The sequence below is a fragment of the Brevibacterium sp. 91QC2O2 genome (assembly GCF_024580695.1).
Taxonomy (GTDB): Bacteria; Actinomycetota; Actinomycetes; order Actinomycetales; family Brevibacteriaceae; genus Brevibacterium; species Brevibacterium moorei.
On the sequence record NZ_JANIJY010000015.1, the window covers coordinates 1 to 26,091 of the forward strand.

Consider the following 26,091-nt stretch of genomic DNA (forward strand, 5'->3'; position numbering starts at 1 on the left):
ATCGGGGTGTCGCCGATCCGGCCGTCCATCTGCCCGCTGATTCCTCCTGTGCTGGTGGCCGCGGCCACGTGTCCTGCCGCGTCGCGGGCCACCGCGCCGACCGTGCCATGGGTCTGCCCGGCGGAGCGCAACGCCTGGAAATCGGCCAGCTGTGCCCGGCGCTTCTCGGTGATGAAGTATTCGGCCGGCGCGGTCTCCACGCCCCATTCGGCCAGCAGTTCCTCCGCGGGCGCCGTGATGAGCACGTGCGGGGTGTGCTCCTTGACCGCACGCGCCGCCGTGATCGGGTTCTTCGCGTTTTGCACCGCGGTCACGGCCCCGGCCGTGCCGTCGCCGGCCATGATCGCCGAGTCCAGCTCCGCCCGCCCGGCCAGCGTCAGCGCAGCACCCCGGCCCGCGTTGAAGTGTGGGGCGTTCTCCAGTTCCATCACCGCGGCCTCGACCGCGTCGAGCGCGGAACCTCCGCCGGCCAGCACCGCCTGCCCGGCTTCCAGGGCCGAGGTCAGGCCGGCCTCGGCGGCCGCCGCGTCTTCCGGGGCCAGGGGCGCACTGCGGGCGCCGGCTCCACCATGGATGATGAGCAGCGGGCCGGAATCCGCGCCGAAGGAGGCGGTCTCGACCGGGTGCACCGCGGCGGCCGAGTCCATCGACTGACTGGTGGGATCCGCGTTTGTGCTTACGCTTGTGGCCGTGCTTGTGGCCGAGGGGTTCGAGGCGGGCACGGGGCTGGGGTGAGAACCGGAGTTCGCAGAGGTTTCCGTCATGGACCCAGTCTAGTGAGGTGGGGCAATGCGGACCGCGCCGTGACCCTGCCGGCCCTACGCTATCCGCCGGGAGGGAAACGGCATCATCCCTTCAAACGAAAACCTGGATGTCAGTTCACAGCGTGAACTCACATCCAGGTCCGTGTGGTGATAAGGATAGAGCTCAGTCGTCGGTGACGGTGACCGTGACCTCGATATTGCCGCGTGTGGCATTGGAGTAGGGGCAGACCCGATGCGCGGCATCGGCCAGGCGCTGGGCCTGATCATGTGGCAAGTTCGGGATGACGACTTCCAGGGCCACCGCCAGCTGGAACCCGCCCTGGCCGTTATCGCCGATGCTCACCCGGGCGCCCACGGTGGAATCGCCCAGATCCGCCTTCTCCTGCCCGCCCACCATGCGCAGGGCGCTGTGGAAACAGGCTGCGTAGCCCGAGGCGAACAGGGCCTCCGGATTGACTCCACCACCGGCGCCGCCCATCTCCTTGGGCGTGCGCATCTCGAATTCCAGCGCACCGTCCATCGCGGTGACGTGGCCGTCCCGGCCATTGCCGGTGGACAGGGCCTCGACTGTGTATGCGGCATCCATGGGTATCTCCTCTGTTGGGTCGGATCTTCCAGCGGATACGGTCAGTGTCCTCCCTGAGTCTGACCGCGATCTGAACAGCAGGTGAATGTGCGCGCTGGGCGGCGGGTGCGGTCTGTCGACCGGACTGCAGCACGGACAGCCTCACAGAGCACCTTGCAGCCCGCCGAGTTCCCGCAAAGTGGTGGCCGAGCGGCCACCTGTATGGGACCATCGCCTTATGAGCCACGCAACGCAGCCCACGCAGAACTGCCAGGGCGCCACCCCGTCGATCCTGTCCATCCGGTCCTCAGGATCGATCCTATCGATCGGGTCGAAGAACTCCGTGCTGTCCATCGGCAGCGTCGGTTCGGCCCTGTCGATCGGTTCCATCGGGTCGTTCGCCTCGGTGCTGTCGATCGGATCGGCGGTCTCCGCTGTTGCCGTCATGTCGTGGTTGTCGTGCGGGGCGATCATGCGGGCCAGGCACAACGGCCTGCGCTGAACCGGTACCCCTGAACATCAAAGCGATCCCTGCACTCCAAAGCCTTGTAGCGCTTCGGAGTGCAGGGATCGCTTTGGAATTCGGCTCAGCCCTTGACGTTCAGTTCAGCCCTTGACCTTGCGGATCCCATCGGAGCGCCCGGTGAACGCCACCGAGGCCTGTGGACCCTGCGCGAAACGCGACAGTCGGAATGTCTCCAGCGCAGCCGCCGGAGCACCCGTCGCCAGTTCCCCTGCCAGTAGTTCGCCCGCTACCAGCGCCAGGGTCGCCCCCGAATGGGTGAACGCGACCGACAGCCCCTCGATGCCTGGCACCGGCCCCAGCACCGGATCTCCGTCTCCGGGCACAGGCTTCATGCCCGCCCAGATGTTCACGATCTCCAGGCGCGGATTGCCCGCCAACACGGCCCTGGCCTCGTCGACCTGTTCGAGCGCAACGGCCCGGTCAACGTGGAAGCGTCCGGCCTCGTCGACCTCGACCCCGGCCGTCGCCCAGTCGGAGTCCAGCGCGAACAGGCCGCCCGGTGCTGGGCGCAGGGCCACCCGCGGGGTGTTGAGCACCGCGCGCAGCGGGTGCGGCGCATCGGCGGGGGCGGCCTGGATGAGCAGGGACTTGGGCGTGGAATCCGGGACGTTCACGCCCAGCTCGCCCAGCAGCGCCGGGGTCCACGGACCAGTGGCGATGAGCACCCGGTCGGCCGGGATGAACTGGCCCTGCGAGGACCGGGCACCCGTCACCCGGCCGGCGGCGACCTCGGCGTTCCACGTGCCCGCATTGGCCACGATCCGCCCGCCGGCGGCCACGAACCGCGGGAGCAGGTAGGCGGCCAGGCCGGGCAGGTCGACCCAGCCCTCGTTCGGGTTGAGGATGCCGCCCTCGGGCGCAACGACATCGGCGGCCACGCCGGGCAGCCGTTCGGCCACCTGGTCCTGGTAGATCCACTCCGAGGGGTAGTCGACGTCGACCTCGGCGGCGTGCCGGGCCTTGAAGGACTCGCCCGGGTCAGCCCAGGTGAAGCCACCGTCGAAGCGCAGGAAGCGGGCCGAGGCGGGGTCGCCGGACAGGGCCCGGTAACGTTCCATACCGGCCCGGCGCAGGCCGTGGTATTCGGGCGTGCGGATGCTCGTGGCGCCGGCCGTATTCAGCCAGGACAGCGACCTGCCGGAGGCGCCCGAGACCGGGTTGCCGTCGGTCACCAGGGTGACCTGCAGGTGGTGGCGGGTGGCCAGGTGGTAGGCGGTGGAGACGCCGATGATGCCGGCGCCGATCACGACGACGGCGGGCTGGTCTGTGGTGGACTGTGCCGCGGTGGGTTCGGACATGGGGTGCTCCTTGTTGTTCGCTGGGCCGTTGTTCGGTTGGCTGCGGCTGTTCAGCTGGCTGCGGCGCGGGCCGCTTCGATGACATCCATGACAGCCAGGGTCTGCTCCCGGGTCACGGGCGCCGGGCCACCGTCCAGCCAGGCGGCCAGGCGGTCGTAGAAGTCCAGGTAGGTGCTCACCGGCAGGGCGATCTCCGCCGGGCCGGCATCGATTCCGGCGGCCGAGGCCACGGCGGTGCCGGATACCGTGGCGGTGCGCTGGGCGCGGGCCGGCGCCGCAGGGTCTGTGTACTGCGCGTCGCCGGGCAGCATGCCGGACTTGAGCAGGGGCTCCTGCGGGTCAAGGCCGGCCGAGGCCAGGCCGCCCGTGGTGCCCAGCACGCGGAACCGTTGGCCGGGGACTGCCGCCAGACCGTTCATCCGCAGTTCGCTGACCACACCCGAGGTGTGGACCAGATCCAGCCGCACGTCGTCTTCTGCGACGGCTCCTTCGGCGCGACGGTCCAGGTGCACCGATTCGACACGCTCGACCGGGCCGAAGAGTTCGAGGGCCTGGTCGATCAGGTGCGGGCCCAGGTCGAGCAGCAGGCCGCCGCCCTCGGCTGCCGTGGTACGAGCCTTCCAGCCCTTGCCGGGAGCGGGTTTGAACCATTCGAAACGCGATTCGAAGCGGTAGACCCGCCCGAAGGCCGCGTGGTCCACCAGAGCCTTGATCGTCCGGAAATCATCGTCACAGCGGCGGTTCTGAAAGACGCTCAGGCCGACTCCGCGAGCCTCGGCCAGGTCGAACAGTCCCCGGGCGGCTGCGGCCGTGGGCGCAATCGGTTTGTCGACCAGGGTCGTGACGCCGGCCTCGATCGCCTGACGCACGTGTTCGGCGTGCAGGCCAGTGGGCGAGCCGACGATCAGCAGGTCCAGACCCGAATGCCGGTCGGCGGCTGGGTCGGATGCCGTTGGTCCGGTGCCGGCTGGGCCGGAGGCAGCGCGGGCCGCGACTGCATGAAAGGCCAGCAGGTCCTCGATCGAATCGAAGGCCTCGGCCTGCGGGGCCAGCTGCGCCAGGTCCGCGCGTTTGGCCGGATCGCGGGTGACTACGCCCACCAGCTCGAAGGCCGGGTGCTCCAGGACGAACGGGGCGTGGAACACCCGGCCCGAGGTCCCGAACCCGACAATGCCCACACGATAGGGGCGGGTGGAGTTGGCCTGCATGGATGGAACACCTTTCAAACTGGAGTCACGAGAGTCGTGGGAGCTATGGGAGCGTTCCCAATCACTCCTAACGCTATGCGGTCGGTGTGACCTGCGTCAATGTTCACGCTCGATGAACGACCCCTACATCGAGTGTCCCGTTCATGTCGCCCACACCGGCCTGCAGGCGACATGAACCGGACACTCGATGCCCTGGGGTGCAATCGAGTGTGACCTCATTTCTTGGCCGGACGCACCGTGATGGTTTCGAACTGCGCGGAACGGTCCGCGTCGACCGCCACGCGCACCGCTTCGGCCACGGTGACGGCCTTGACGAAGTAGTCGGGATCGTAGTCTCGGCCGCCACTGCCGCGCACCGCCTTGCCCATATCCGTGTCGACGAAGCCCGGGTGCACCGAGACCACGCGTACGCCATCGTCGCGCAGTTCCTCGCGGACACAGTCGGCCAAGGTGTGCAGGGCGAACTTCGTCGCGGTGTAGGGCAGGCCGCGCGCATAGGACATGAGGCCGGAGCCGGAGTTGATGAACACGATCGTGCCGCGGGCTTTGCGCAGAGCCGGGAGGTAGCGCTGGGTGATCTCGGCGACGGCGAACACGTTCACGGCGAAGGACTTCTCCCAGGCCGCACGGTCGAGGTCCTCCAGCCGATCCTGGATCGCGATACCTGCCGACTGGACGAGTACGTCGAGCCCATCGGGCATATCGGCCAGGTCCGGGAAGGTGGAGAAGTCGACCGCCGGGGCGGCCAGGTCGGAGGCAAAGTAGTCGACTCCGGCGATCCGGTCAGCTTCCTCCACCGGGCGCGAGGCCCCGCCGAAGACCGTGTGATCGCGCACCAGATCTTCGACGACGGCCCGCCCGATCCCACGCGAGGCCCCTGTGACCAGTGCTGTCTTCGTGGATTTCATGCCTGATTCTCTCCCTGTAGCGCTGCGGTGAGCTGGCCCTCGATGAACGACCGCGCATGCAGAGCCAGGTCGGTACTGTCGCTCCACAGATTACGCCAGACCGAGAGTCCATTCGACAGAATTGGATCGACGACCGCCGTTGAAAACGACTCGAATGTTATCGGCCCGCCATACTGGGAGTCTGCCAAAGCCCTAAAGAATCTAGCCCAGTCAATCGTCCCCGAACCGAGGTAACCACGATGACTCTCCCCAACATGCACATAACCAAGACGTTCACCGACCAGCGCAACAGGCCTGGCCAAGTCGCCTTCTTCGATATTCATATGGTAGGTGTCAAGGTGTACATAAACATCTTCCCCAACCTCATCGATGTAACGGAGCGCTTGCTCGGCGGTGTTGATCAGATTCGACTCATATCGATTGACCACTTCCAAACTGACTGTGATGCCAGACTCCGCAGCACCTTGAGCAAGGTCCCTAACCGCCGCCACCGAATTCGCACGAGCCTTTGCCGTTGCCGGTCCAGGGTACTTTCCGAGAGTCGAGTACAAGCAGCCGGCGAGATATTTGGTACCGATAGCGGAGGCCATCTCAAGTGCTTCGTCTAGACGACGACGCCCACGTGCCAATATGACTGGATCTTCGGTATTAACGTCCGCGTCAAAGGTCAACCCCATAGAAACCGCAGCCGTAAGACCGGCACCCTCGATCTCCGCCTTAAGAAGCCCGGTGTCGATCGAGGTAGGATCACTACCAGTCACTTCAATAATCGAGTATCCGGACTCCACCGTCTTTGCTACAGCGAGTTTCGTATTCTCCGGACTCCAGTCCCCAGTCCATACACCAGCATGAATACCAAGCGAATTTTTCATAGTCCCCTCATACACGGGTGGGGACTGCGCTCAATCGCAACAGACCCCACCCAAATAAACAATCACGCCCAAAAATCGGGACAATGCGGATCAGTATCCGCCATCAACACAATCAAGAACCCGGGTGAAACAGAGCCTTCATATTGGGTTTACCGATACAACCCCACTCTTCAAACGGATCCCTAACGCGCAAATCCGCAAGTTCAATCCTCAAGCCTTGCACAATATGGTATGAATACCGATACTCTCCAAAATCATTCAGCCCGGCTCCTTCGATCGGATAACCTGCGGCAACCAACTCGTCGATATGCGCCTGCAAGTTATCCACCCAGAACCCCAGGTGATGGAAACTGATCTGCTCACCGGGATTAGTCCTGAAAATCTTCGACTCCGGGTCATCCTGACTCACCTCGATAAAAGGAGGACCTTGCCTCGTCACCGTCAAGCTACCGGAGAGCGCCTCACGAATCGACGAGCCAGGTACATCGACCTGTATATCCGGGCTCGCAGGTTCAGCAAATGTAAACCCGAACAACCGATTTAACTCTTGAGTCGCAGAATCAAGGTTCTCAACCTGGATTCCTATATGCGCATGGCTTAGATCCAACTTCATATTTCCCCCTCAGTTCATTCACAGGACCTGATCCAAGAAGCGCTGCAGTCGATCACTTTGTGGATTATCGAAAATCTGGGCGGGTGTTCCAGTTTCGACTATCCTCCCATCATCCATGAAGATGACCGTGTCTGCAACGCTCTGTGCGAATCCCATCTCGTGGGTTACGCACAGCATTGTCATACCCGTCCCCGCAAGCTCACCCATCAGGGTGAGGACGCCTTTAACCAATTCTGGATCGAGTGCGCTGGTGGCCTCATCGAAGAGCATCACATGCGGGTCGAGCGCAAGAGCTCGTGCGATTGCCACACGTTGCTGCTGTCCACCTGAAAGGTGAGCTGGACGGAATGGTCCCTTGTCGTCGAGCCCCACAGCGTCCAGGCCAGCCTGTGCCCGACTACGAGCTTCGCCCTTGCCCATCTTCTTGACGGCACGCAGAGCCAACATGATATTTTCGATAATCGTCTTGTGTGGGAATAAGTTGAAATGCTGAAAAACCATTCCAATATCTTGCCGTAACAAGTCTTCCTGGATAGTCGCCGCATCGACTTCGTCGAGGAGAATTCTCCCACCGGATATAGGAACCAGCCGATTCAGTGTGCGTAGAACGGTTGACTTACCGGACCCTGAGGGACCAATAATACAGACCACTTCGCCAGCAGCGACAGAAAACGACACATTATGCAGGATCTCGTTTCCACCGAGAACCACGGACACATCATCAACTGTGATACTTTTACCACGCGTTGGGGTAGCCAAAATCGAGTCGGAATCCGAGCTTTGCACAGTCATATTCACACCCCCCTCGTAATATCGCCCTTTGTAGAAAAGGCCATTTTGGCAGCTGTCCGCTTAGCTTTTGGCCGAACCCCGACCCTCAACCTGTTGTCAATGAAGTTCACCAGGAAGGTCAGAGGAATGGTGATGATAAGGTATACGACGCCAACTGTGACCAACGGAGAAAGGTTCGCGTAAGTCACCGCAGCGTCCTGCCCTACGCGGAACAACTCCCGTTCACTTTCGGTGAGCCCCAGGAAATAGACCAGAGACGTATCTTTCAACACCGCTATGAACTGATTGACCATAGCCGGAAGCACGTTCCTTACACCCTGCGGGACGATGACCAAGCGCATCGTCTGTCCTCGGGACAGACCCAGGGCTCTGGAGGCTTCCATCTGACCCACACCGACGCTCTGGATTCCTGAGCGCAGTATCTCACCCATATAAGCAGCAGTGATGAGGGCTAGAGCTAGGATCGCCAATGGAAATGGTGACGGTCCGAGCCAGCTCGTCACCGGCGCCATCCCCTGACCAATGATCAGGATTGTCAGTACGGCAGGCAACCCTCTGAAAATATCAGTGTAAACACGGGCCGGCCATCGTAACCACTTCGTCCGAGAGGTTCCCATAACGGCCAGCAGCAAGCCGCCCAGCAATCCCAGTAGGACTGAGATAACGCTGAGAATGAGCGTGTTTGGCAGGCCAACACTCAAGACATCAGGGATTGCTCCCTTTATCAGTTCCCAATTGAAGAAGTTACTTAGAAACCCATCCATTAGTTAGACTCAGCTCTCTGGATCGGGATTCGTGTACGGGGGAAGCTTGTCCTTGTCAGGGTATGGCAGACCGGGCATCATGTACTTTCGATAGATCTTCTCCCATTCTCCATTGGTGAAGACCTTCTTCTGTGCCTCATTCATCGCTTCCCGCAGCTTGTCATTGCCCTTCTTCACAGCGAGGGCTGCAGGCAGGTCAAGCGTCCAGATTGTAATCGGCATCGAGAGGTTCTTGTCCTGCTTCGCGTAGTCAGCGCCAACCACGGTGTCGAGGAAGTAGGCATCGATTCGTCCGGATTTCAAAGCCGAAACACCAGCATTATTATCCGGGAATCGGACGATTTGTGCGTCGGGGAACTCTCGCTTCCCGTACGCCTCCTGGATCGACCCTTGGACCAATCCAATCCGCTTCTTGCCAACTGACCCTTTGTCTTCAGTGATGCCGGTGCCCGGCTTCGTCATGACTGAGATCGCTCCGACCAGGTTTCCCTCGGCGAAATCGACCATCTTCTGCCGTTCCGGGGTAGCAGCGATTGAGTTCGTCGCCGTGTCCAGCTGGCCGCTGGCTACTGCCGGCAGAAGTGCCGAGAACTCCATAGAGCGCCACTCGACCTTCAGGTTCATTTCCTTTGCGACAGCTTCAGTGAACTCGATGTCGAAGCCCACCCGCTTGCCGTCTTCCAGATATGCGTTCGGCTTCGAGTCAGTCGTTGTTCCGACGACGAGCGTGCCCTCGGTCTTGGTTAGACTCTCTTCTTTCGCCTCGGTACTTCCGCCACAGGCGGATAGCCCCGCAACGAGCGACACCGCCGCGGCTATTGCCGCGATTTTCCTAAGTGAGCGCATGTCGTTCTCCTCTTGTCGTGCCCTGAACTGGGATAGCTCAGAATCGATTGGGGTCCGTGAAGGACAGATCTACGTACGGCGTCTCGCCAGTGAGTTGCTGGGCGATGTACTCCCCCAAGCCTGTTGCATGTTTGAACGCATGCCCGGAGTCACCACCGGCAACATACAGTCGCGGCTCGGAGGCCAGCGGGCCAATTTGGAACTGCATGTCGGGTGAGCGCGTGATCATACATGTGGTCGTGCGGGACGGAGTTGAATCCAGTTGCGGAATGTAGTTGTCCAACAACCCAGAAATGTGCTTCCAGTCCCGATCGCTGACGCCTCGATCCACATGGTCCGCGTCTACCGTGTCATACTCTGGGGAATCTTCTGGACCAATCTTCGCTGCATGCCCGAACACCGCTCCATGCCCCCAAAGTCGATCGCCGTTCGCCACTGCTCTGACGAAGATCGGGAAGCTCTCTAGATCGAAGGAGGCTGTGGCGTCTGGTTTTGGAGCGAACCACGTCATCGGAGTGCGCAATGGATTCAGCGGCATACTCGGTACGAATTTGCTTAACCAGGCTCCGGTGGAAACTATTACTTTCCCTACGCGGAAGGTGCGGGCCGGAGTGACAACCAGAGCTCCACTGTCGTCGAACTTGATGTCTGTCACGGCGGTCTGAGCAATGACTTGAGCACCTGCAGATCTAGCAGCATCCACCGCCGCGACAATAGATGCCTCCGGCCGTACCGCGCCTGATTCCGGGTCCCACAGGCCGATATCTCGAGGATCAAGATTCTCATGCTGAGGGAATCGGTCGAGTAGTTCTTGGCGGCTCAGCCTCTCAAGAGCCACTCCGTGGGCATCAGCTGCTTTGACCACCCCGTCAATGACATCTGATTCGGGCGTTCCGATGAATAGGCCACCGCTGAGCCTGAGCAGCTCCGACGCAGAATCCTTCTCCAGTTCGCGCAGCAGCTCTTGGGAACGACGCGCGACCGTGACGAGCTCTGGCGCTTCCATGCACAGTGTGCGAAAAAGTCTGGTCTCGCCGTGCGACGATCCTTGATTGTGCCCTATTGCGAACTGTTCGATTCCAATGACGTCCTCGCCACGAGCAGCCAGACGCCATAGGGCGGCTGAGCCAATCGCCCCCAAGCCGACAACTGCGAACTCCGCATCAAGTTCCACCAGGCTCCTCCTTCTGATCACGTACTCACACTGACCTGATCACGTGATCAGATTGATGTGACTCAAGCCACTCGCTAGAGATTTATGGAATAGTATGCCACAGAAACGCATCTCTGCAAGGGGCGTCCTGAGTATCTTGTGGCCTGAGCCGTCGAATGGAGCATAGATGTCCAAGTCCGCCCCTACATCCGCCGACGTTGCACGATTGGCAGGAGTCTCCAGACCCACGGTCAATCGCGTACTCGGCGGCTATGGCTACGCCAGTCCCGATACGATCGATAAAGTCAAAGCAGCTGCCACATCGCTCGGATACAGGCAGAACGCCGCAGCCCGGACGTTGTTGACAGGCAGGTCCGGGACCGTCGGCGTCATCGTAGTCGACATCGAGAACCCCTATTTCTCCACCATCGTTGCCGAGGTGTGTCGCGCAGCCCAGGCAGCTGGTTACCAAACGCTCATCATGAGCTCGGAAGGCGACTCCACGGTGGAAGCGCAGGCAGTCGAGGCCATGCTTGCTCAGCGAGTCGATGGCCTGATCATTGCCCCCAACTCAGCTTCGGCAACTGATCACCTGGATGCTGTTACAGCGGTCGGCGTACCGGTCGTCGCCATTGACCGCATACCAGTAGCGTCTCAGCTCAACACAGTCTCAATCGATAACGTGCAAGCAGGATACGACGCGACCTGCCTGCTGATAGAAGAGGGCCGCAAGAGAATCGGCATTGTGACTTATGACCCGCGACCACACGCGGCGATTTGGGCAGCATTGGACACTCCAAACCCACACGAGCTCAACCCATCCCCGCAAAGACTCTTAGGCTACCTGCAAGCCCTACGATCGGCTGGCCTGCGCGCTGACCCCGACCTCATCGCGTTCGCCCCGAAACAGAGCAACAAAGCAGGCTTGGAGGCCACCGACCGACTGCTCAGCTACGGTGTTGACGCTATCTTCGCAACAGACAACGTCTTATCAGTTGGGTCATACTTTTCATTCTCCGCCCATGAAATCACGGTGCCGGATCAACTTTCCTTTGTCGCGTTCGACGACGTCGAGTGGACTAAGCTCACCAACCCTCCGCTAACAGTGGTGGCTCACTCGATCACGTCCATGGGAACTAGGGCTGCAGGGATTCTACTCCAGCGACTGCAATCGCCAAGCGCATCAGCCGAACCCTCCCACCTTGTCTTGGAACACAAGATCATACGTCGCGGAACAACCCGACCTCTATAACCACCCTGCCGCGAACGCGCCAGTGGCATCCCACACAAGTATCATTATGTGTGCCACATCACCCATAAGCAATGAGCTCAGGAGACGCGTATGCCCACCGACCACCCCGTTCAGATCTTCACCGGAGCTCAAGTCTTCGATGGCCACACCTTCCTCGGCGCCCAGGACGTCGTCGTCACCAATGGGACAATCACCTCGGTCGTCCCGGCCGGCACCGCCGTTGCTGCCGAAACCACACAGGGCTCCCCCACACCCACGGTCGTCGACGCCGTCGGCAAGACGCTGACGCCGGGCATCATCGACACCCATGTGCATGTGAAGATGTGGGACGCAGGATCCCTCATGAAGTACGCAGAGCCCTTCTCCTATCCGTTCTACAAGTCGGTGGTGAACCTCAAGGCGACACTGCACGGCGGTGTCACCTTCGCCCGCGACGCCGGGCACGCCGACGCCGGCCTGCGCCTGGCTCTGGAGCGCGGCGACATCGAAGGGCCCAAGCTGCGCCTGGCGATCACCGTGATGAGCCAGACCGGCGGACACGGCGACAGCCTCACGCCGTCCGGCGTCCCCGGACCCAATAGCCTGAGCTATCCGGGCAAGCCCGACTCCGTGGCCGACGGAATCGACGGCGTGCGCAAGAAGACCAGGGAGATCCTGCGCGCCGGCGCCGACCAGATCAAGATCTGTTCGACCGGCGGCGTTATGAGCCCTTCCGACGACCCCCGACACAGCCAGTTCACCTACGACGAGATCCGCACCATCGTCGAGGAGGCCGAGGCACAGGGTACCTACGTCATGGCCCACGCCCAGGGCACGCAGGGGATCAACAACGCGCTGCGCGCCGGCGTCAGGTCGATCGAGCACGGCATCTATCTGGACGAATCCACCATCGAGTTGTTCCTTGCCAATGACGCCTACCTTGTCCCCACCCTGCAGGCGCCACTGGCCGTGATCAAGAACGCCGATGCCGGCATGCCGATCTCCCCGGTCGCCGTGGCCAAGGCCCGCACCGTCGCCCAGATCCACGCCGAGGCCGTCGCCCGGGCGTACGAGGCGGGCGTCAAGATCGCGATGGGCACCGACGCCGGAGTCGGCCCGCACGGTCAGAACCTCGAGGAGATCGAACTCATGGCCGGAGTCGGCATGAGCATCGAGGACGCCCTGACCGCGTCCACGGCCACCGCTGCGGAGCTCATGCACATCGAGGACAGGGTCGGCAGGATCGCGCCCGGGCTGGCAGCCGACATCGTGCTGTTCGACGGCGACCTGTCCCAAGTGGGCGTCGGCGATATCCGGCAGCGGGTCGCGGCGGTCTACCAGGACGGAATCCAGCGCCGGTGAACCGGCCCGATTCCACAGATTCCACCAGAAGGGGAAACCAGACAGTGAACAGACCGACCACCTTCAGCGACTTCCGATCCGATACCGTCACCCGCCCGTCACCCGAGATGCTCGCAGCGATGTCGGCGGCCGAGGTGGGCGATGCGGTCTACGACGACTGCCCCACCACCTCGGCGCTCGAACGGCTGGCCGCCGAGCGACTGGGCAAGGAGGCGGCACTGTTCTTCCCCACCGGGACCCAGTCGAACCTGGCCGGGTTGATGGCCCATTGCGGCCGAGGCGATGAGTACATCGCCGGCCAGCAGGCCCATGTCTATCGCAGCGAGGGCGGCGGTGGGGCGGTGCTCGGATCGATCCAGCCCCAGCCGCTGCCCAATGAGGCCGACGGCACCATCGCGCTCGAGGCCATCGCCGCGGCGATCAAGCCCGACGATTTCCACAATGCAATGACCAAGCTGTTGGCCCTGGAGGACACCTTCAACGGCATCCCCCTGCCGGATGAGTACTTGCAGCAGGCCACCGAGCTGGCCCACGCACACGGTCTGGCAACCCATCTGGACGGCGCCCGGCTGATGAACGCGGCGGTGGCAACCGGGCGCGACCCCGCGTGGATCGCCAGTTGGTTCGACACGGTCTCCCTGTGCCTGTCCAAAGGACTGGGCGCACCGATCGGCTCATTGCTGATCGGCCCCAGGGATCTGATCGAGAGGGCCAGGCGGGTCAGGAAGATGGTGGGCGGGGGCATGCGGCAGACCGGATACCTGGCGGCCGCCGGGATCTACGCTCTGAACAACAATGTCGACCGCCTGCGCGAGGACCACGAACGGGCACAGCGCCTGTCCCAGGTACTCCGTGAGTACCCCGAGCTCGGTGCGGGCGATGCGCAGACCAATATGGTCTTCATGACCCCGGTAGCGGGGTTCGACGCCGCCGCCTTCACCGGTTTCCTGGCCGAACGGGGAATCTTTGTGGGCGGCTATGGGACGCTGCGCTGGGTGACCCACCTGGACGTCGACGATACGGATGTGGAGGCTGTCGCGCGCACCTGTGCGGACTACTTCTGAGCACGCCGGGCACAACGCCGAGTGGCCACGATGTGCCGAGCCCCGAGACAGGGGCTCGGCGAGGCGTGGCCAGCTGGGGAAAGGGGATGGCGGAAACCGTCCACGTGGCGGGCACGGCGACGCATAGGATGAGGGAGGATGGCACGATCCGCGCCCCTCGCACCCAACGGACAAGGACCTCGACGATGGCTATACGACCCCGCGGCACCACACTGTTCGATGTGGCGCGCGCCGCCGGAGTCTCGAAGTCCACCGCCGCCCGGGTCCTGGCCGGCGAGGGCTCGGCCAGCGCCCAGGCCGTCGAGAAGGTCAAGAAGGCCGCGGCCGATCTGGGCTACACCCCCAATGCCATCGCCAAGGCCATGGTCTCCGGCTCCTCGCACACGATCGGCATCCTGGTCCCCGACGTCGCCAGCGCCTTCTTCGCGGCAGTGGTCCGCGGCTTCACCGACACCGCCAGGGCCGCCGGCTTCGAGGTCATGCTGGGCAACACCGACCGCACCGACGCCGACGAGGACCGCAGCCTGGAGGTCTTCATCGAACACCGCGTGGCCGGTATCGCCCTGGCCCCGCACAACCGCGCTCATTCAGCGCCCCTGGCCCGACTGATCGACCGGGGCTTCCCCCTGGTCATGCTCGACCGTCCCACTCCCGCAGCCCCGGGGGCCGACGTTGTAGGGCTGGACCATGCGGCGGCCGGAGCGCTGGCGACCGAACACCTCCTGGACCAGGGCCACCGGGCCATCGCCGTGGTCGTCTCCGATTCCACCCGAATCCCGCGCATCCTGGCAGACGCGCCGGCCGATCGCCTCGACGACGAGGTCCTGCGCCCTGATGAGCTGCGCCTCCTGGGCTACGTCAGGGCGCTGCGGGCCCACGGCCTGCAGCCGGATCCCGAGCTGGTCGTCGAGGTCCCCTACACTCCGCAGGAAGCGCAGGAGGCCGTCCGAGACTTCCTCACCGGCACACGCGACGCGGGCAGCGCGGGCACGGCCCCTGCCGGCAGCGACGGCACCCCCACCGCCACCTCGGCTACGGCCCTGCTGTGCACGGACTCGCTCATGTCCACGGCCGGCTACCGGGCGTTGATCGACGCGGGCATCGCCTACCCGGACGATATGTCCTTCCTGGCCTTCGACGATCAGGACTGGTGCACGATGGTGCGCCCGGCGGTCAGCGTGATCGCCCAGCCGGACGTGCAGCTGGGACAGCAGGCCGCCTCGGCGCTGATCGCCCGAATCCGCGGCGACCGGGCGGGGGCAAAGCACACGGAGCTCGCGGCGCAGCTGATGGTGCGGGGCTCCACCGCACGGCCCCCGGCACACTCGCTGGCCGAGGCGTGAATCGACTGACCGGTTCATGTCGTCCGCAGGCGGTGCGAACGACATGAACCGGTCAGTCGATGTCAGAAGCCGGAATCGAGTGTCGATTCCCCGTTTCCCCCGTTACTGCAGCTTCCACTCCCAGTAGTTCCAGAACATATTCGGTGCCACCGCGATCGCGTCGACCCCCGAAACGGTGTTCCGCGCGCCCACGATATCGGGGAACTGGAAGATCGGCAGGGACACCGCATCGTTGACGATGTTCTTCTCGATCTGCTCCTCGATCGCGACCTGCTTGGACTCATCGGTCTCGCCCTGCAGCTGATCGTAGAGCTTGTCGACCTCCGGGTTCTTGTATCCGCCGTGGTTGTGGTTGCCCCCGGAGCGCCAGAACTGCACGGTCTGGGTCACGCCCAGGTGCTCATTGCCCCACCCCGCGGTGGAGACATCGTACTGACTGGTGTCCGGCAGCAGCGCGCTCCACTGCACCTGCGCATTCGCCTGCACGTCGAAGCCGGCTGAATCCGCTGCCTCCTTGATCAGCTGGAACATCTGCTCGCGCCGCTCGTTGCCCTTGGCGTAAAGGAATCGGACCTTCGGCTTGCCCGACACCCCTGCTTCCTTCAGCAGCTGCTTGGCCTTGTCGATGTCCTGCTTGCCCAGCACCGAATCGAAGCCCGAGGCCTTGACGACCTCGTCGTAGTGCGGGGAACCGGGCACCTGGGTGAACGAGTTGCGCACGGTGATGTCGTCCTTGAGCGGCTTGACGATATCGCTGACGATCTTCTCGCGCGGGACCGTCAGCAGGAAGGCCTCGCGGACCTTGCGCGCCTTCTCCGCATCACCACCATAGGTCTTCGGATCGAAGGCACCCCCATTGTTCTGCGCCAGATCCAGGCGCTCATAGGAGTCGCCGTAGTTCGAATCGATCTTGACTCCGTCGATCGCCTGCATCGACTTGAGGATGTCGGCGGTGGCCTGCGGATTGATCAGATCCGCTTCGCCGTTCTGCAGCGCCTGCACCTGCGCATTGGGGTCCGAGTTGTAGCGGATGGTGACCTTGTCGATGCTGGGATTCCGCTCGCCCTTGTAATCATCGCGCTTCTCCAGGGTGAGGAACTGCCCCTCCTGGTAGTCCGTCATCTGATACGGGCCCGTGTTGACCAGCAGGTCCTTGTCCTCGGGCATCTTGGTGAAGTTGAAACCCGTATTCCAGACATTGGCGACCTTGGCCAGGGAGGTCTTGTCGTCGTCCTTGAACGCCCCCAGAATCGCATCATTGGCCTTGGTGGCATCGTCGATGCCCAGCGCCTTCTTCGCCACGATGTGCGCGGGCAGGCCGGAGTCCTGCAGTGACAGGTTCGTCTCCCAGTCGGCGAAGGGCTGATCGTAGGTGAAGGTCACGCTCTTGAGGTCATCGGAGACCTCCGGGTACTTCGTGATCTTCCGCAGCCCGAAGCTCGAGGCGTTGAACAAGACGTTCTCGCCCTTCTGCTTCTTGACGTTTCCCTCGTCGTCCTGGGCCTTCTCCAGGTCGCCCGTGTTGAAGTTGCCGCTGCGCGCGCCCCAGCCCAACACCAGGTCGGCCGCCGTGTACGGAGTGCCATCCGACCAGGTGGCGGTGTCCGCGATCGTGTACTTGACCTTCATCGGCTTGTCGGAGACCTTCTCCATGGTGCCGAAGGACTTGTTGTCGGCCACCTTCAAGTCCTTGTCGTAGTACTTGAAGGAGTCGCTCATGAGGTACACGGTGTTGGCATTCGTGGTCGCCGTCGACGCGCTCGACCAGATGTTCGAGGAGTAGAACGGCTGGTTCCACATGACCTTGACCTCGCCACCGCCAGCGGCATCGGCGGAGCCTCCGCCGGCATTGTTCGGGGTGCACCCGGCCAGCACCAGCGCCGCCGTGGCGACCGCCGCCCCGATGCTCAGGATTCGCTTCTTCATCTCTCTTCCTTTCGAGAGTCCGTCCAGGAGTGCGGGGCCCTCACCCCATCATTGGGAACGCTCCCAACCACCTGCCGGTTCAAGTATGTTGTGGATCACAGACGGTGTCAATACAATTTCCGCGCCTCGCGCACCGCACCCGAAATTCCGGGACCTCTCCCGGACTTCCGGGACCTCGGCCACGGCACATTACACACCGCACCCGAGGTCCCCGCTCAGTCGGCGGCCACCGCACCGCCCGCGCGGCGCGGGTCGGCACTGGCCGCAGCGCGGCCGTGCGCATCGATCGTGATGCCCTCGTAATTGCCCATGAGCGTGTACCAGGGACCGGCCGGCTTCGACCACAGCCCCACCTGCGAGGTCCAGTCCTCGAAGCCGCGCTGCACATCCGGCGCGAAACCGGATTCCAACATCACGCCGGGCCGCCAACCGAAGGCCGGATCATGCGGCCGGGCGCCGAACCGGGGTGCCGCCACCGACTGTTCGATCGTCATCCCGAAGTCCACCAGGTTGACCACGTTCTGCAGCACGCACGCCACGATCGACACGGACGGCGAACCGCCGACGACCACCGGAACCCCGTCGCGCAACAGCACGTGCGGGGCCAGGTAGACCATCGCCTTCTCCCCCGGCGCGGGCATCCCGCGCTGGAAGAAGGAGCCGCCGCCGGCCAGCTGGAAGCCCTCGGCGAACAGCCCGTTGACCCAGGCCGAGGCCATATGCGAGTGCGTCAGACTGGCCACATTGCCCTCGGCGTCGACGGCGGACACGTGGATCGTGCCGGGCACCGGCATCGCCGCGGGACCGGGCACCCCACCCTGGGTCCGGACCCGGGCCAGGCGCGCGGCGGCGAAACCGGGATCGCGCAGACCAGCGAGGTATTCGGCGGACTCATAGGGCCGGCCGCGGTGCGGGGTCGAATAGTAGACCTCGTTGTGCACCTGGACCAGCAGTTTGAGCGTCTCGAAGGACTCGCTCGGCGCGCCCATCGCGGCCAGGTCCACGTGGTCGAGCATCGCGAGCGCCTCCACGAGCATCTGCCCGCCGTCGTCCGGCGGCGCAGACCCCAGCACGTCCAGGCCCCGGTACGTCCCGGTGACCGCATCGTCCCACTGCGGCTGGGCCGACTCGAAGTCCTCACGCGCCATCACCCCACCGCCGCGCCGGTTCTCTGCGACCACGGCACGGGCGAAGTCGCCCAGATAATAGGAGTCGCCCTCGTTCGCCAGGCGCTCCAGGGTCGCCCCCGCCTGGTGCTGCACCAGTGTCTCGCCCGGGGTCAGCAGGCTGCCCGAGGGGAAGAACGCCTTGCGCATATCGGCGTTGATGCCCAGATTGGCCTGCGATTCGTACATCAGCGCGTACAGGAAGGGATTGACCTCCACTCCCTCGTGCGCACAGGCGATGGCCGGTGCCAGCAGTCGCGCCGCGCCCAGCCGGCCCAGCCGGGCGGCCCCATCGCGGAAGGCCGGCCACCAGCCGGGCACGGGATTGCCGCGCCCGCCGTTGAGATCCTCGTTCCCGCCGAAGCCCGGCAAGGGCGCCAGCGGCGCGTGCACATTGCCGTTGAGATAGGTCGATTCGCCGTCCACCGTGCGCGACAGCAGGCTCAGCCCGCCGGTCAGCGAGGTCATATGCGGTTCGACGATGAGCTGGGTGGCCGCCGCCGCCAGCACGGCGTCCACCGCATTGCCGCCGGCCGCCAGCGCATCGGCGCCGGCCTGGGCCGCGGCCGGGTGGCTGGTCACGACCAGGCCGCGTTCGCCCTCGACCCGGGGCTTGGGGCCGATCACGGCCGCGGGCGCGCCCGCCGGATAGTACTGCGAAGCCATCACTTCGTCCTCTCGTTCGTCTGTTCGGACTGCGCCGCAGGGGCATCGGCACGTTCCGCCGGGTTCGCGGCGGCCGGGTCCCCGGCCGTGCCGCGGACGCGGTCGGCGACCCTGGCCTCGGCGGACCGGTTCGCCGGATCCCCGTAACCGCCGGCGCCGGCCGTCTCAATCGAGGCCCACTGGCCGGGCTGGAGCACGGTGTACCCGTGGTCCACCGGGGGCGCGTCGGGGCTCAGCTCGCACCGCGCCGAGGCCCCCGGTCCCCCACCGAACAGGCCCCAGGGCTGCGAGCGCTGCCGGGAGGTGTCGAGCCAGAAGTGCACGTCCTCGGCCTCCACCCGCACCTTCCGGCGGATGCCCATGCCGCCGCGGAACTCGCCGTCGCCGCCGGAGCCGTCGATCAGCTCATAGGCCTGGACCATCAACGGGTATTCGGTTTCCAGGGACTCCACCGGCAGGTTCGAGGTGTTCGTCATGTGCACCTGCACCCCGTCGAGCCCGTCCTTGTTGTACCGCGCGCCCGAGCCGCCGCCGATCGTCTCGAGGTAGACGAAGTCGCGGCCGCGCACGGGGTCGTAGCCGGAGAAGTGCACCCCGGTGTTCGCGCCGTTCGAGGCGCCTGTGACCCGGGTGGGAACGGCCGGGGCGAGCGCCCCCTGGATCAGGTCGACGATCCGCTGACTGGTCTCGCTGCGGCCGTTGACGGCCGCCGGCGCCCGGCAGTTCAGGATCGAACCGTCCTCGGCCTCGATGGTGATCGGCCGGTACAGCCCGGCGTTGGGCGCGATGTCCGGATCGATGAGCGTCTTGACCGTGTAGTAGACCGATGCGTAAAGCCCCGTCCACACCACATTGACGCTGGCGCGGACCTGCGGCGGATTGCCCGCGAAGTCGAAGAGCATGGTGTCCCCGGCTACCACGATCCGCACCTTGAGCGTGAGTTCATCGTCGAGTTCGGGGCAGTCGAAGCAGTCCGTGAACGTGTATTCGCCGTCCGGGAAGGCCGCGATCGCAGCGCGGGTGCGCCGCTCCGTGTAGTCCAGCAGCTCATCGCCGGCCGCGCGCATCGTATCGCGTCCATAGCGTTCACACAGTTCCGTATAGCGGGTGATGGCCACGCGGTTGGCGGCCTCCTGGGCCCGCAGGTCCGCGCGGCGCTCGGCCGGGATCTGGCAGTTGAGCAGGATCAGGTCCAGCAGTTCGTCCTGTCGCACGCCCTGCCGCACCAGGTGGACCGGCGGGATCCGGATCGCCTCCTGGAAGATGTGGGCGTGCCCGCGGTCGCCGAAGTCAGCGTGGTGGGCCAGGGTCGCGGCCCAGGCGCTGAGCACGCCGTCGATGAAGATCGGCACCGCCAGGACGATATCGGGCAGGTGCGAACCGCCGCCGGTGTAGGGGTCGTTGCCGATGAACACATCACCGGGTCCGATCGCCTCGGCCGGGTGGCGCTCGCGGATCGCCGCGACCACGCCCATGAGCGAGCCCAGGTGCAGGGGCGAGCCGCCCTCGTCCTGCGCGATCGCATTGCCCTCGGCGTCGAACAGCGAGGCCGTGCAGTCCCTGCGCTCCTTGATGTTCGGCGAGAAGGCGGCCTTGACCAGGGTCTCGCTCATCTCCTCGACGATCGTCGCCAGGGCGGATCCGATCACCTCCACCAGCACGGGGTCGAGGGTGGGCGTGGCCGAGGTCTTCTGTTCAGTCATCGGATTCGTCTCCAATCGAGATCACCAGGTTGCGCCGAGCGTCCACGGTGCAGGTGTCGCCGGGCAGCAGGACGGTGGTCGTGTCCATCTGATCGATGATCGCAGGGCCGGTCACCACATCGCCCGGGCACAGCCGGGAGCGGTCGTACAGGCCGGCCTCCCGGTAGACCCCGGCTCCGGTGTACAGCCGCCGGCTCCCGGTCCGTGCGCTCTCCGCAGCCGAGGCGCCGGCGGGGTTCACAGCGTTCGCCGCGCCCGCAGGGTCCGCAGTAGTCGCAGCGTCGGCGGGCTCTGCGGCACCGGCGGGGGCCTCGGCACCGGCCGAGGCGACCTCCACCTTGGGGGCGGCGCCACTGGCCTGGACGCGGAAGGTGACCGCCTCGATCGGCGACTCCTCATCCACATAGCCGTAGACGCGTTCGTGTGCGGCGCCGAAGGCCACCACCAGCTCGCCGAGCAACTCGGCGCTGATCCGGCCGGCGGGGACCTCGACCGGCAGTTCGAAGTTCTGGCCGCGGTAGCGCAGCTCCGCGCGGCGCACCAGGGTCCGGCCGGCCCCAGGCACCTGCTGGGAGTCGAACCAGTCCTCGGCCTGCGATTCGAGGCCGGCGAAGGCCGCGGCGATCCGACTGGCCGAGGCCGGATCGGAAGGGTCGACCGGGGTGATGACGGTGCGCATGAAGTCGGTGCGGACGTCGGTCATGAGCAGGCCCATGGCCGACTGGGCGCCGGGGACCTCGGGCACGACGATCGTGCGCATGCCCAGTTCCCGGGCCAGCCGCGAGGCGTGCAGGGGACCTGCGCCACCGAACGGGACCAGCGCGTAGTCGCGCGGATCGTAGCCGCGGCGCACGCTGACCACGCGGATCGCCCTGGCCATGTTCGCGGTGACCACCCGCAGGATGCCGAGTGCGGCCTCGGCGGTCGACAGGCCCAGAGGGCCGGCCACCCGGTCCACGGCCGCGGCGGCCGCGCCCGCGTCGATCTTCATCTGCCCGCCGAGCAGGTATTCGGGATCCAGGGCGCCGAGGACGACGTTCGCATCGGTCACCGACGGCTCGAGCCCCTTTCCGTAGCAGGCCGGGCCCGGGTCCGCGCCGGCCGACTGCGGGCCGACGCGCAGGTGGCCGCCGGAGTCGATCCAGGCCAGCGAGCCGCCGCCTGCACCCACCGTGTGGATGTCGAGCATGGGCGAACGGATCGGCCGGCCGTCCAGTTCCATCCCGGCGGTCAGCTTGGGTTCGCCGTTCTGGACGAGTGAGATGTCCGATGAGGTCCCGCCCATATCGAAGGTGATGATATCCGGGTGGCCGGCGGCCAGGCAGATCTGCGCGGCGCCCACCACACCCGTGCTGGGCCCGGAGAGGACCAGGCGCACGGGCAGGTCCTCGGCAGCGGTGAAGGGGATGACCCCGCCATTGCTCTGGGTCACGTGCGGGGTCGCAGCCAGCCCGGCCGAGGCCAGGGTGGTGCGCAGGCGGACCAGGTAGTCGTGGACGACCGGGCCCACATAGGCGTTCGTGACCACGGTCGACAGGCGTTCGTATTCGCGGAACTCCGGGAGCACATCCGATGACAGGGAGACGTAGCAGTCGGGGAATTCCTCGGCGATGATCTGGCCGATCCGGCGCTCGTGGTCCGGCACCAGGTAGCTGTAGAGCAGGCACACGGCGATCGCCTTGACGCCCTGGTCGCGCAGGGTGGCCACGGCCGCGCGGACCTCTGATTCGTCCAAGGGGATTTCGACGGCGCCGGTGTGGCGGACGCGTTCGGTGACCTCCAGCCGGGATTCGCGCGGGACGAAGGGCTCGGGCTTGTCCGCCTGCGGATCATACATATCGGGGCGCCGACCGCGGCCCAGCTCCAGCAGATCGCGGAATCCGCGCGTGGTGATCAAGCCGGTGGGCACGCCGCGCCCGGTCAGCAGGGCGTTGGTCCCCACCGTGGTGCCGTGGGCGAAGTAGTCGACCTCGCCGATGTCGCGCCCCAGCCGGCCGAGGAGTTCGCCGACCCCCGTGAGGATCGCCTGGCCGGGGTCGGCCGGCGTGCTGGAGACCTTGCGCACGTGCAGGCTCCCGGTCGCGTCGTCGAAGACGCAGACGTCCGTGAATGTTCCGCCGGTGTCGACGCCGATGCGTAGGCTCACGCCGGTTCCGCCTTTCTGGTGGGTGTGGTGATTCTGGCGGGAATCCCGTTTGGGAACGTTCCCACACTTGATTATGTGCGCTGAGTCATAGGCGAGTCAAGAGGCAGGGCCCCACCAACCCCACCCCAAACCGAACCCACCAACACAGCAGGCGATTTGGTCTGAGAATTTGGCGATTCTTCGGACCAAATCGCCTGCCGCGCACATCGCCCATGCGAGCGGGCCGGGTAACCCCGGCGCGAACGGAGGAATCCGGCTCAGCCGGCGGTGGCCTCGGCCGCGTATTCCCAGGCCAGCGCAGCCAGGGCAGCCGCGCCGTCGGACAGGAAGCCGTCATCGAAGCGGGCCTGCGGCGAGTGGTTCGTCGCGGCCGTCGCCGGGTCCAGGTCCGCCGGGGTGATGTAGTAGAAGAGGTAGGCGCCCGGCACCCGCTCGAGCACATAGGAGAAGTCCTCCGAGCCCATGCCGGGGTCGGACATGTTTTGCGCGCGGGCGGCGCCGAAGGTGGGCTCGATCGTGCGCAGCGCCAACCGCGCGCAGGCCGGATCGTTGACCGTCGGCGGATACTTGTTGACCCACTCGACCTCGGCTGTGCACCCGTGGCCGGCGGCGATCGAGTTCGCCAAGTCCGTGGCCAGCCGGCCGAACCTCTCCGTGTTCTCCTTGGACAGGGTGCGCACGGTCGCGCCGAGGAAGGCCTCGGCGGGGATGGTGTTCGTCGCCTCTCCCCCGCGCAGGTTCGTCACCGTGGCCACGACCGGATCGAAGACACTGAAGCGCCGGGTGATCATGGTCTGCAGGGCCTGGCCGAACTCCAGCAGTGGGGCGATCGGGTCGATCGCCGTCGACGGGGTGGAGCCGTGGCCGGCGACCCCGTGGAAGGTCACGAACAGTTGATTGGAACTGGCCAGCATCGTGTTCCCACGCGTTTCGAAGGTGCCGGGCGTGTTCAGCCGCGCCTGGACGTGGAGCCCGAAGGCCGCGTCGACCGGGGTGCCCGCCACGTCGAGGAGTCCCTCCTCGAGCATCGGCAGCGCGCCACCAGGGCCCTCCTCACCGGGTTGGAACATGAAGACCACGGTGCCGCGCAGCTGATCGCGGTGGGCCGCCAGCAGCCGGGCCGCTCCCACCAGACCGGCGGTGTGCAGGTCGTGGCCGCAGGCGTGCATGTTCCCATTGGTCGAGGCGAAGTCCAGACCGGTGTCCTCGATCACGGGCAGTCCGTCCATGTCCCCGCGCAGCAACACGGTGGGGCCGGGCAGCCCGCCGCGCAGGACCGCCGCGATCGAACTCAAGGACTCACCCGTGGTGATCTCCAGCGGCAGGCCGGCCAGGGCCTCGAGCACCATGGCCTGAGTGTTCGGCAGATCGTTGCCCAGTTCGGGGATCCGGTGCAGTCTACGCCGCAGGTCCACCAGATCGGCCGAAATGGCCTGGGCCTCGCCGGGGAAGTCGATGTTCGCGTTCGTCATGCTTGTCCGCCTCTCGCTATGGGATCGTTCCCACTATAGCGATGATGTGGTTGAGGTCACCATGGTGCGCGGGGGTTGCGGGCGGGCGGGGTGCGCGCGTAAATCATTGGGCCGTTTATCTCAGATTGGACCGGATGAACGGTCGAATCTGAGATAAACAGCCCAATGATTTGCGGGATCCACTTGCAGCGCCCATTTGCGAACGCCGAGCGTCGAGCCCCTACCGCGCCAGACGCGCCCAGGCCAGGCCCGCCAGCGCCGCGGCCTGATCCGGCAGCAGCGCATCGTCGAACTCGACCAGCGGCGAATGGTTCGTCGCGGCCTGCGCCGGGTCGATGTGCTCGGGGCTGACCTGGAAGAACAGGAATGCGCCCGGCACCTCTTCGAGGACGTAGGAGAAGTCCTCGGAGCCCATCACCGGATCCGGCGATTCCACTACCCGCTCCGCACCGAACATCCCGCGCAGCGCATCAAGGGCGAAGGCCGCCTCGGCGTCGTCGTTGACCGTCGGCGGGTACTGCTCGATCCAGTCGACCACGGCCTCGGCCCCGTGCGAGGCCGCCACCGATTCGGCCAGCCGGCGCGCCAGGACGGGGAACTTCGCGGTGGTCTCGGCCGACAGGGTGCGCACGCTGGCACCCATCTTCGCCTCACCGGGGATCGCATTGACGGCCGTCGAGCCGTCGAGCTGCGTGATCGTCGCGACGACAGGGTCGAACACGCTGAACCCGCTGGTCACCATGCCCTGGAAGGCGTGGCAGAAGTCGATGAGCGGCAGCACGGGGTTGAGCGAGTCCTGCGGGCGCGAGGCGTGGCCGGCCTTGCCGCGGAAGGTCACGAACAGGCGGTTCGCGCCGGCCATCATGGTGCCAGGCCGGGTCAGGAACAGGCCCGGTTCGCCGCTCCACACGTGGATGCCGAAGGCCGCATCCGGCTTGCCGCCCACAGCATCCCACATGCCCTCGTCGAGCATGACCTTGGCGCCGCGGTCGGCCTCCTCGCCGGGCTGGAACATGAAGATGACGTCGCCGTGCAGCTGCTCGCGGTGCGCGGCCAGGAGCTTGGCCGCGCCCACCAGGCCGGAGATGTGCAGGTCGTGGCCGCAGGCGTGCATCGCCCCGTTGGTCGAGGAGTAGTCCAGGCCGGTCGCCTCGGCCACGGGCAGCGCGTCCATGTCCCCGCGCAGCAGCACGCTGGGCGTGCGGGTTCCTGCGGCCGAGGTCCCAGCAGCCGGGGCACCTTCCGCCCCGGCTGCGGTTCCGGTTCCGGTTCCGGTTCCGGCGGCATCGGCCGCAGGAACCCGCACGCCCCCGCGCAGCACCGCCACGACCGAGGACAGATCCCGTCCCGTGTGGATCTCCAGTCCCAGCCCCTCGAGTTCGGCCAGCACGCGGGCCTGCGTGCGCGGCAGCTCCAGGCCGGTTTCCGGATCGCGGTGCAGGTCGCGGCGCAGGTCCCGCAGGTGATCGGCCAGTGCTCTGGCCTCCGCGCGGAAGTCCGGGGCCGAGGTGGTGCTCGGGTCGGTGCTCATCGTCGTGTCTTCTTCCCAGCGGGCAGAGGCTCTCCCGCCTTGTTCATACGCTTAGTTTCACGGACCCCTCCATTCAAGCACGCGCGATGAACGAGGTGTGGGTCACCCCGGGTGCATGCGCCTTCTGCCCAAACACCATCTCAGCGCGGAAACTACCTGCTGTAACAGGTAG

The 26,091-nt window shown here is 65.3% G+C and carries 22 protein-coding genes; 5 read left to right on the forward strand and 17 right to left on the reverse strand.

Annotation, left to right across the window (positions count from 1 at the left end):
• Both NQ036_RS10750 and NQ036_RS10755 read right to left on the reverse strand, forming a co-directional pair.
• Positions 1–764, reverse strand: a 764-nt coding sequence (locus NQ036_RS10750; protein WP_257058808.1) for an isoaspartyl peptidase/L-asparaginase, incomplete at its 3' end; no start/stop codon positions are given.
• A 163-nt stretch (positions 765–927) separates the two neighbouring features.
• Entirely contained in the window at positions 928–1,350 is a 423-nt protein-coding gene (locus NQ036_RS10755; RefSeq protein ID WP_257058811.1) for an organic hydroperoxide resistance protein, read from the reverse strand.
• Between the two features lie 217 nt (positions 1,351–1,567).
• On the opposite strand from NQ036_RS10755, the gene NQ036_RS10760 reads away from it, so the two are divergent.
• Positions 1,568–1,831 carry a hypothetical protein gene (locus NQ036_RS10760; RefSeq protein WP_257058825.1) on the forward strand — a complete coding sequence of 88 codons (264 nt, stop codon included), beginning with the start codon at positions 1,568–1,570 and terminating at the stop codon, positions 1,829–1,831.
• A gap of 104 nt (positions 1,832–1,935) precedes the next feature.
• Here NQ036_RS10760 and NQ036_RS10765 read toward each other — a convergent pair whose 3' ends face one another.
• The 9 genes from NQ036_RS10765 to solA form a co-directional block, all read right to left on the reverse strand.
• Complete coding sequence (locus tag NQ036_RS10765) at positions 1,936–3,153, reverse strand: FAD-binding oxidoreductase (RefSeq protein ID WP_257058828.1); 1,218 nt, start codon at positions 3,151–3,153, stop codon at positions 1,936–1,938.
• A gap of 50 nt (positions 3,154–3,203) precedes the next feature.
• Complete coding sequence (locus tag NQ036_RS10770; RefSeq protein WP_257058831.1) at positions 3,204–4,361, reverse strand: Gfo/Idh/MocA family protein; 1,158 nt, start codon at positions 4,359–4,361, stop codon at positions 3,204–3,206.
• A gap of 215 nt (positions 4,362–4,576) precedes the next feature.
• Positions 4,577–5,269, reverse strand: a complete 693-nt coding sequence (locus tag NQ036_RS10775) for an SDR family oxidoreductase (protein WP_257058833.1) — start codon at positions 5,267–5,269, stop codon at positions 4,577–4,579.
• Positions 5,266–6,141 carry a sugar phosphate isomerase/epimerase gene (locus NQ036_RS10780; RefSeq protein WP_257058835.1) on the reverse strand — a complete coding sequence of 292 codons (876 nt, stop codon included), beginning with the start codon at positions 6,139–6,141 and terminating at the stop codon, positions 5,266–5,268. Before NQ036_RS10780 ends, NQ036_RS10775 begins: the two co-directional genes overlap by 4 nt.
• 112 nt (positions 6,142–6,253) lie before the next feature.
• A complete protein-coding gene (locus NQ036_RS10785; protein WP_257058837.1) occupies positions 6,254–6,754 on the reverse strand; it encodes a VOC family protein in 501 nt (166 codons plus the stop codon).
• A gap of 18 nt (positions 6,755–6,772) precedes the next feature.
• A complete protein-coding gene (locus NQ036_RS10790) occupies positions 6,773–7,546 on the reverse strand; it encodes an amino acid ABC transporter ATP-binding protein (RefSeq protein ID WP_257058840.1) in 774 nt (257 codons plus the stop codon).
• A 2-nt stretch (positions 7,547–7,548) separates the two neighbouring features.
• Positions 7,549–8,310, reverse strand: a complete 762-nt coding sequence (locus NQ036_RS10795; protein ID WP_257058843.1) for an amino acid ABC transporter permease — start codon at positions 8,308–8,310, stop codon at positions 7,549–7,551.
• Positions 8,311–8,319: 9 nt separating this feature from the next.
• Complete coding sequence (locus NQ036_RS10800) at positions 8,320–9,156, reverse strand: ABC transporter substrate-binding protein (protein ID WP_257058846.1); 837 nt, start codon at positions 9,154–9,156, stop codon at positions 8,320–8,322.
• 37 nt (positions 9,157–9,193) lie between these two features.
• On the reverse strand, positions 9,194–10,330 hold the full coding sequence (gene solA / locus NQ036_RS10805; protein ID WP_257058849.1) for an N-methyl-L-tryptophan oxidase: 1,137 nt from the start codon (positions 10,328–10,330) through the stop codon (positions 9,194–9,196).
• 166 nt (positions 10,331–10,496) lie between these two features.
• Between solA and NQ036_RS10810 the strand changes: the two genes are divergently transcribed.
• The 4 genes from NQ036_RS10810 to NQ036_RS10825 all read left to right on the forward strand — a co-directional run bounded on the left by NQ036_RS10810 (position 10,497) and on the right by NQ036_RS10825 (position 15,309).
• Positions 10,497–11,561, forward strand: coding sequence for a LacI family DNA-binding transcriptional regulator (locus NQ036_RS10810; RefSeq protein ID WP_257058851.1), 1,065 nt, complete (start codon positions 10,497–10,499; stop codon positions 11,559–11,561).
• A gap of 90 nt (positions 11,562–11,651) precedes the next feature.
• Positions 11,652–12,902, forward strand: coding sequence for an amidohydrolase family protein (locus NQ036_RS10815; RefSeq protein WP_257058854.1), 1,251 nt, complete (start codon positions 11,652–11,654; stop codon positions 12,900–12,902).
• A 44-nt stretch (positions 12,903–12,946) separates the two neighbouring features.
• Positions 12,947–13,966: a low-specificity L-threonine aldolase gene (gene ltaE / locus NQ036_RS10820; RefSeq protein ID WP_257058856.1), complete on the forward strand. Its 1,020-nt coding sequence runs from the start codon at positions 12,947–12,949 to the stop codon at positions 13,964–13,966.
• Positions 13,967–14,151: 185 nt separating this feature from the next.
• Positions 14,152–15,309, forward strand: a complete 1,158-nt coding sequence (locus tag NQ036_RS10825) for a LacI family DNA-binding transcriptional regulator (RefSeq protein WP_257058859.1) — start codon at positions 14,152–14,154, stop codon at positions 15,307–15,309.
• 102 nt (positions 15,310–15,411) lie between these two features.
• Here the strand turns inward: NQ036_RS10825 and NQ036_RS10830 are convergent, their stop codons facing one another.
• From NQ036_RS10830 to NQ036_RS10855, 6 genes are all read right to left on the reverse strand, one after another.
• A complete protein-coding gene (locus NQ036_RS10830) occupies positions 15,412–17,235 on the reverse strand; it encodes an ABC transporter family substrate-binding protein (RefSeq protein ID WP_257058861.1) in 1,824 nt (607 codons plus the stop codon).
• Positions 17,236–17,450: 215 nt separating this feature from the next.
• Positions 17,451–19,067 (reverse strand): gamma-glutamyltransferase family protein, encoded by a 1,617-nt coding sequence (locus NQ036_RS10835; protein ID WP_257049974.1) that lies wholly within the window; start codon positions 19,065–19,067, stop codon positions 17,451–17,453.
• Entirely contained in the window at positions 19,067–20,770 is a 1,704-nt protein-coding gene (locus NQ036_RS10840) for a hydantoinase B/oxoprolinase family protein (protein ID WP_257049973.1), read from the reverse strand. Before NQ036_RS10840 ends, NQ036_RS10835 begins: the two co-directional genes overlap by 1 nt.
• A complete protein-coding gene (locus NQ036_RS15830; protein WP_257049972.1) occupies positions 20,763–22,916 on the reverse strand; it encodes a hydantoinase/oxoprolinase family protein in 2,154 nt (717 codons plus the stop codon). Before NQ036_RS15830 ends, NQ036_RS10840 begins: the two co-directional genes overlap by 8 nt.
• A 257-nt stretch (positions 22,917–23,173) precedes the next feature.
• Positions 23,174–24,388, reverse strand: coding sequence for a M20 family metallopeptidase (locus NQ036_RS10850; RefSeq protein WP_257058865.1), 1,215 nt, complete (start codon positions 24,386–24,388; stop codon positions 23,174–23,176).
• Between the two features lie 220 nt (positions 24,389–24,608).
• On the reverse strand, positions 24,609–25,919 hold the full coding sequence (locus tag NQ036_RS10855) for a M20 family metallopeptidase (protein WP_257058868.1): 1,311 nt from the start codon (positions 25,917–25,919) through the stop codon (positions 24,609–24,611).
• Positions 25,920–26,091: the final 172 nt, after the last annotated feature.

Excerpts from the sequence above, each read along its gene's own strand:
- NQ036_RS10755 (WP_257058811.1), bottom strand. The coding sequence starts at position 1,350 with ATGGATGCCGCATACACAGTCGAGGCCCTGTCCACCGGCAATGGCCGG.
- NQ036_RS10760 (WP_257058825.1), top strand. The coding sequence starts at position 1,568 with ATGAGCCACGCAACGCAGCCCACGCAGAACTGCCAGGGCGCCACCCCG.
- NQ036_RS10765 (WP_257058828.1), bottom strand. The coding sequence starts at position 3,153 with ATGTCCGAACCCACCGCGGCACAGTCCACCACAGACCAGCCCGCCGTC.
- NQ036_RS10770 (WP_257058831.1), bottom strand. The coding sequence starts at position 4,361 with ATGCAGGCCAACTCCACCCGCCCCTATCGTGTGGGCATTGTCGGGTTC.
- NQ036_RS10775 (WP_257058833.1), bottom strand. The coding sequence starts at position 5,269 with ATGAAATCCACGAAGACAGCACTGGTCACAGGGGCCTCGCGTGGGATC.
- NQ036_RS10780 (WP_257058835.1), bottom strand. The coding sequence starts at position 6,141 with ATGAAAAATTCGCTTGGTATTCATGCTGGTGTATGGACTGGGGACTGG.
- NQ036_RS10785 (WP_257058837.1), bottom strand. The coding sequence starts at position 6,754 with ATGAAGTTGGATCTAAGCCATGCGCATATAGGAATCCAGGTTGAGAAC.
- NQ036_RS10790 (WP_257058840.1), bottom strand. The coding sequence starts at position 7,546 with ATGACTGTGCAAAGCTCGGATTCCGACTCGATTTTGGCTACCCCAACG.
- NQ036_RS10795 (WP_257058843.1), bottom strand. The coding sequence starts at position 8,310 with ATGGATGGGTTTCTAAGTAACTTCTTCAATTGGGAACTGATAAAGGGA.
- NQ036_RS10800 (WP_257058846.1), bottom strand. The coding sequence starts at position 9,156 with ATGCGCTCACTTAGGAAAATCGCGGCAATAGCCGCGGCGGTGTCGCTC.
- NQ036_RS10810 (WP_257058851.1), top strand. The coding sequence starts at position 10,497 with ATGTCCAAGTCCGCCCCTACATCCGCCGACGTTGCACGATTGGCAGGA.
- NQ036_RS10815 (WP_257058854.1), top strand. The coding sequence starts at position 11,652 with ATGCCCACCGACCACCCCGTTCAGATCTTCACCGGAGCTCAAGTCTTC.
- NQ036_RS10825 (WP_257058859.1), top strand. The coding sequence starts at position 14,152 with ATGGCTATACGACCCCGCGGCACCACACTGTTCGATGTGGCGCGCGCC.
- NQ036_RS10830 (WP_257058861.1), bottom strand. The coding sequence starts at position 17,235 with ATGAAGAAGCGAATCCTGAGCATCGGGGCGGCGGTCGCCACGGCGGCG.
- NQ036_RS10835 (WP_257049974.1), bottom strand. The coding sequence starts at position 19,067 with ATGGCTTCGCAGTACTATCCGGCGGGCGCGCCCGCGGCCGTGATCGGC.
- NQ036_RS10840 (WP_257049973.1), bottom strand. The coding sequence starts at position 20,770 with ATGACTGAACAGAAGACCTCGGCCACGCCCACCCTCGACCCCGTGCTG.
- NQ036_RS10850 (WP_257058865.1), bottom strand. The coding sequence starts at position 24,388 with ATGACGAACGCGAACATCGACTTCCCCGGCGAGGCCCAGGCCATTTCG.
- NQ036_RS10855 (WP_257058868.1), bottom strand. The coding sequence starts at position 25,919 with ATGAGCACCGACCCGAGCACCACCTCGGCCCCGGACTTCCGCGCGGAG.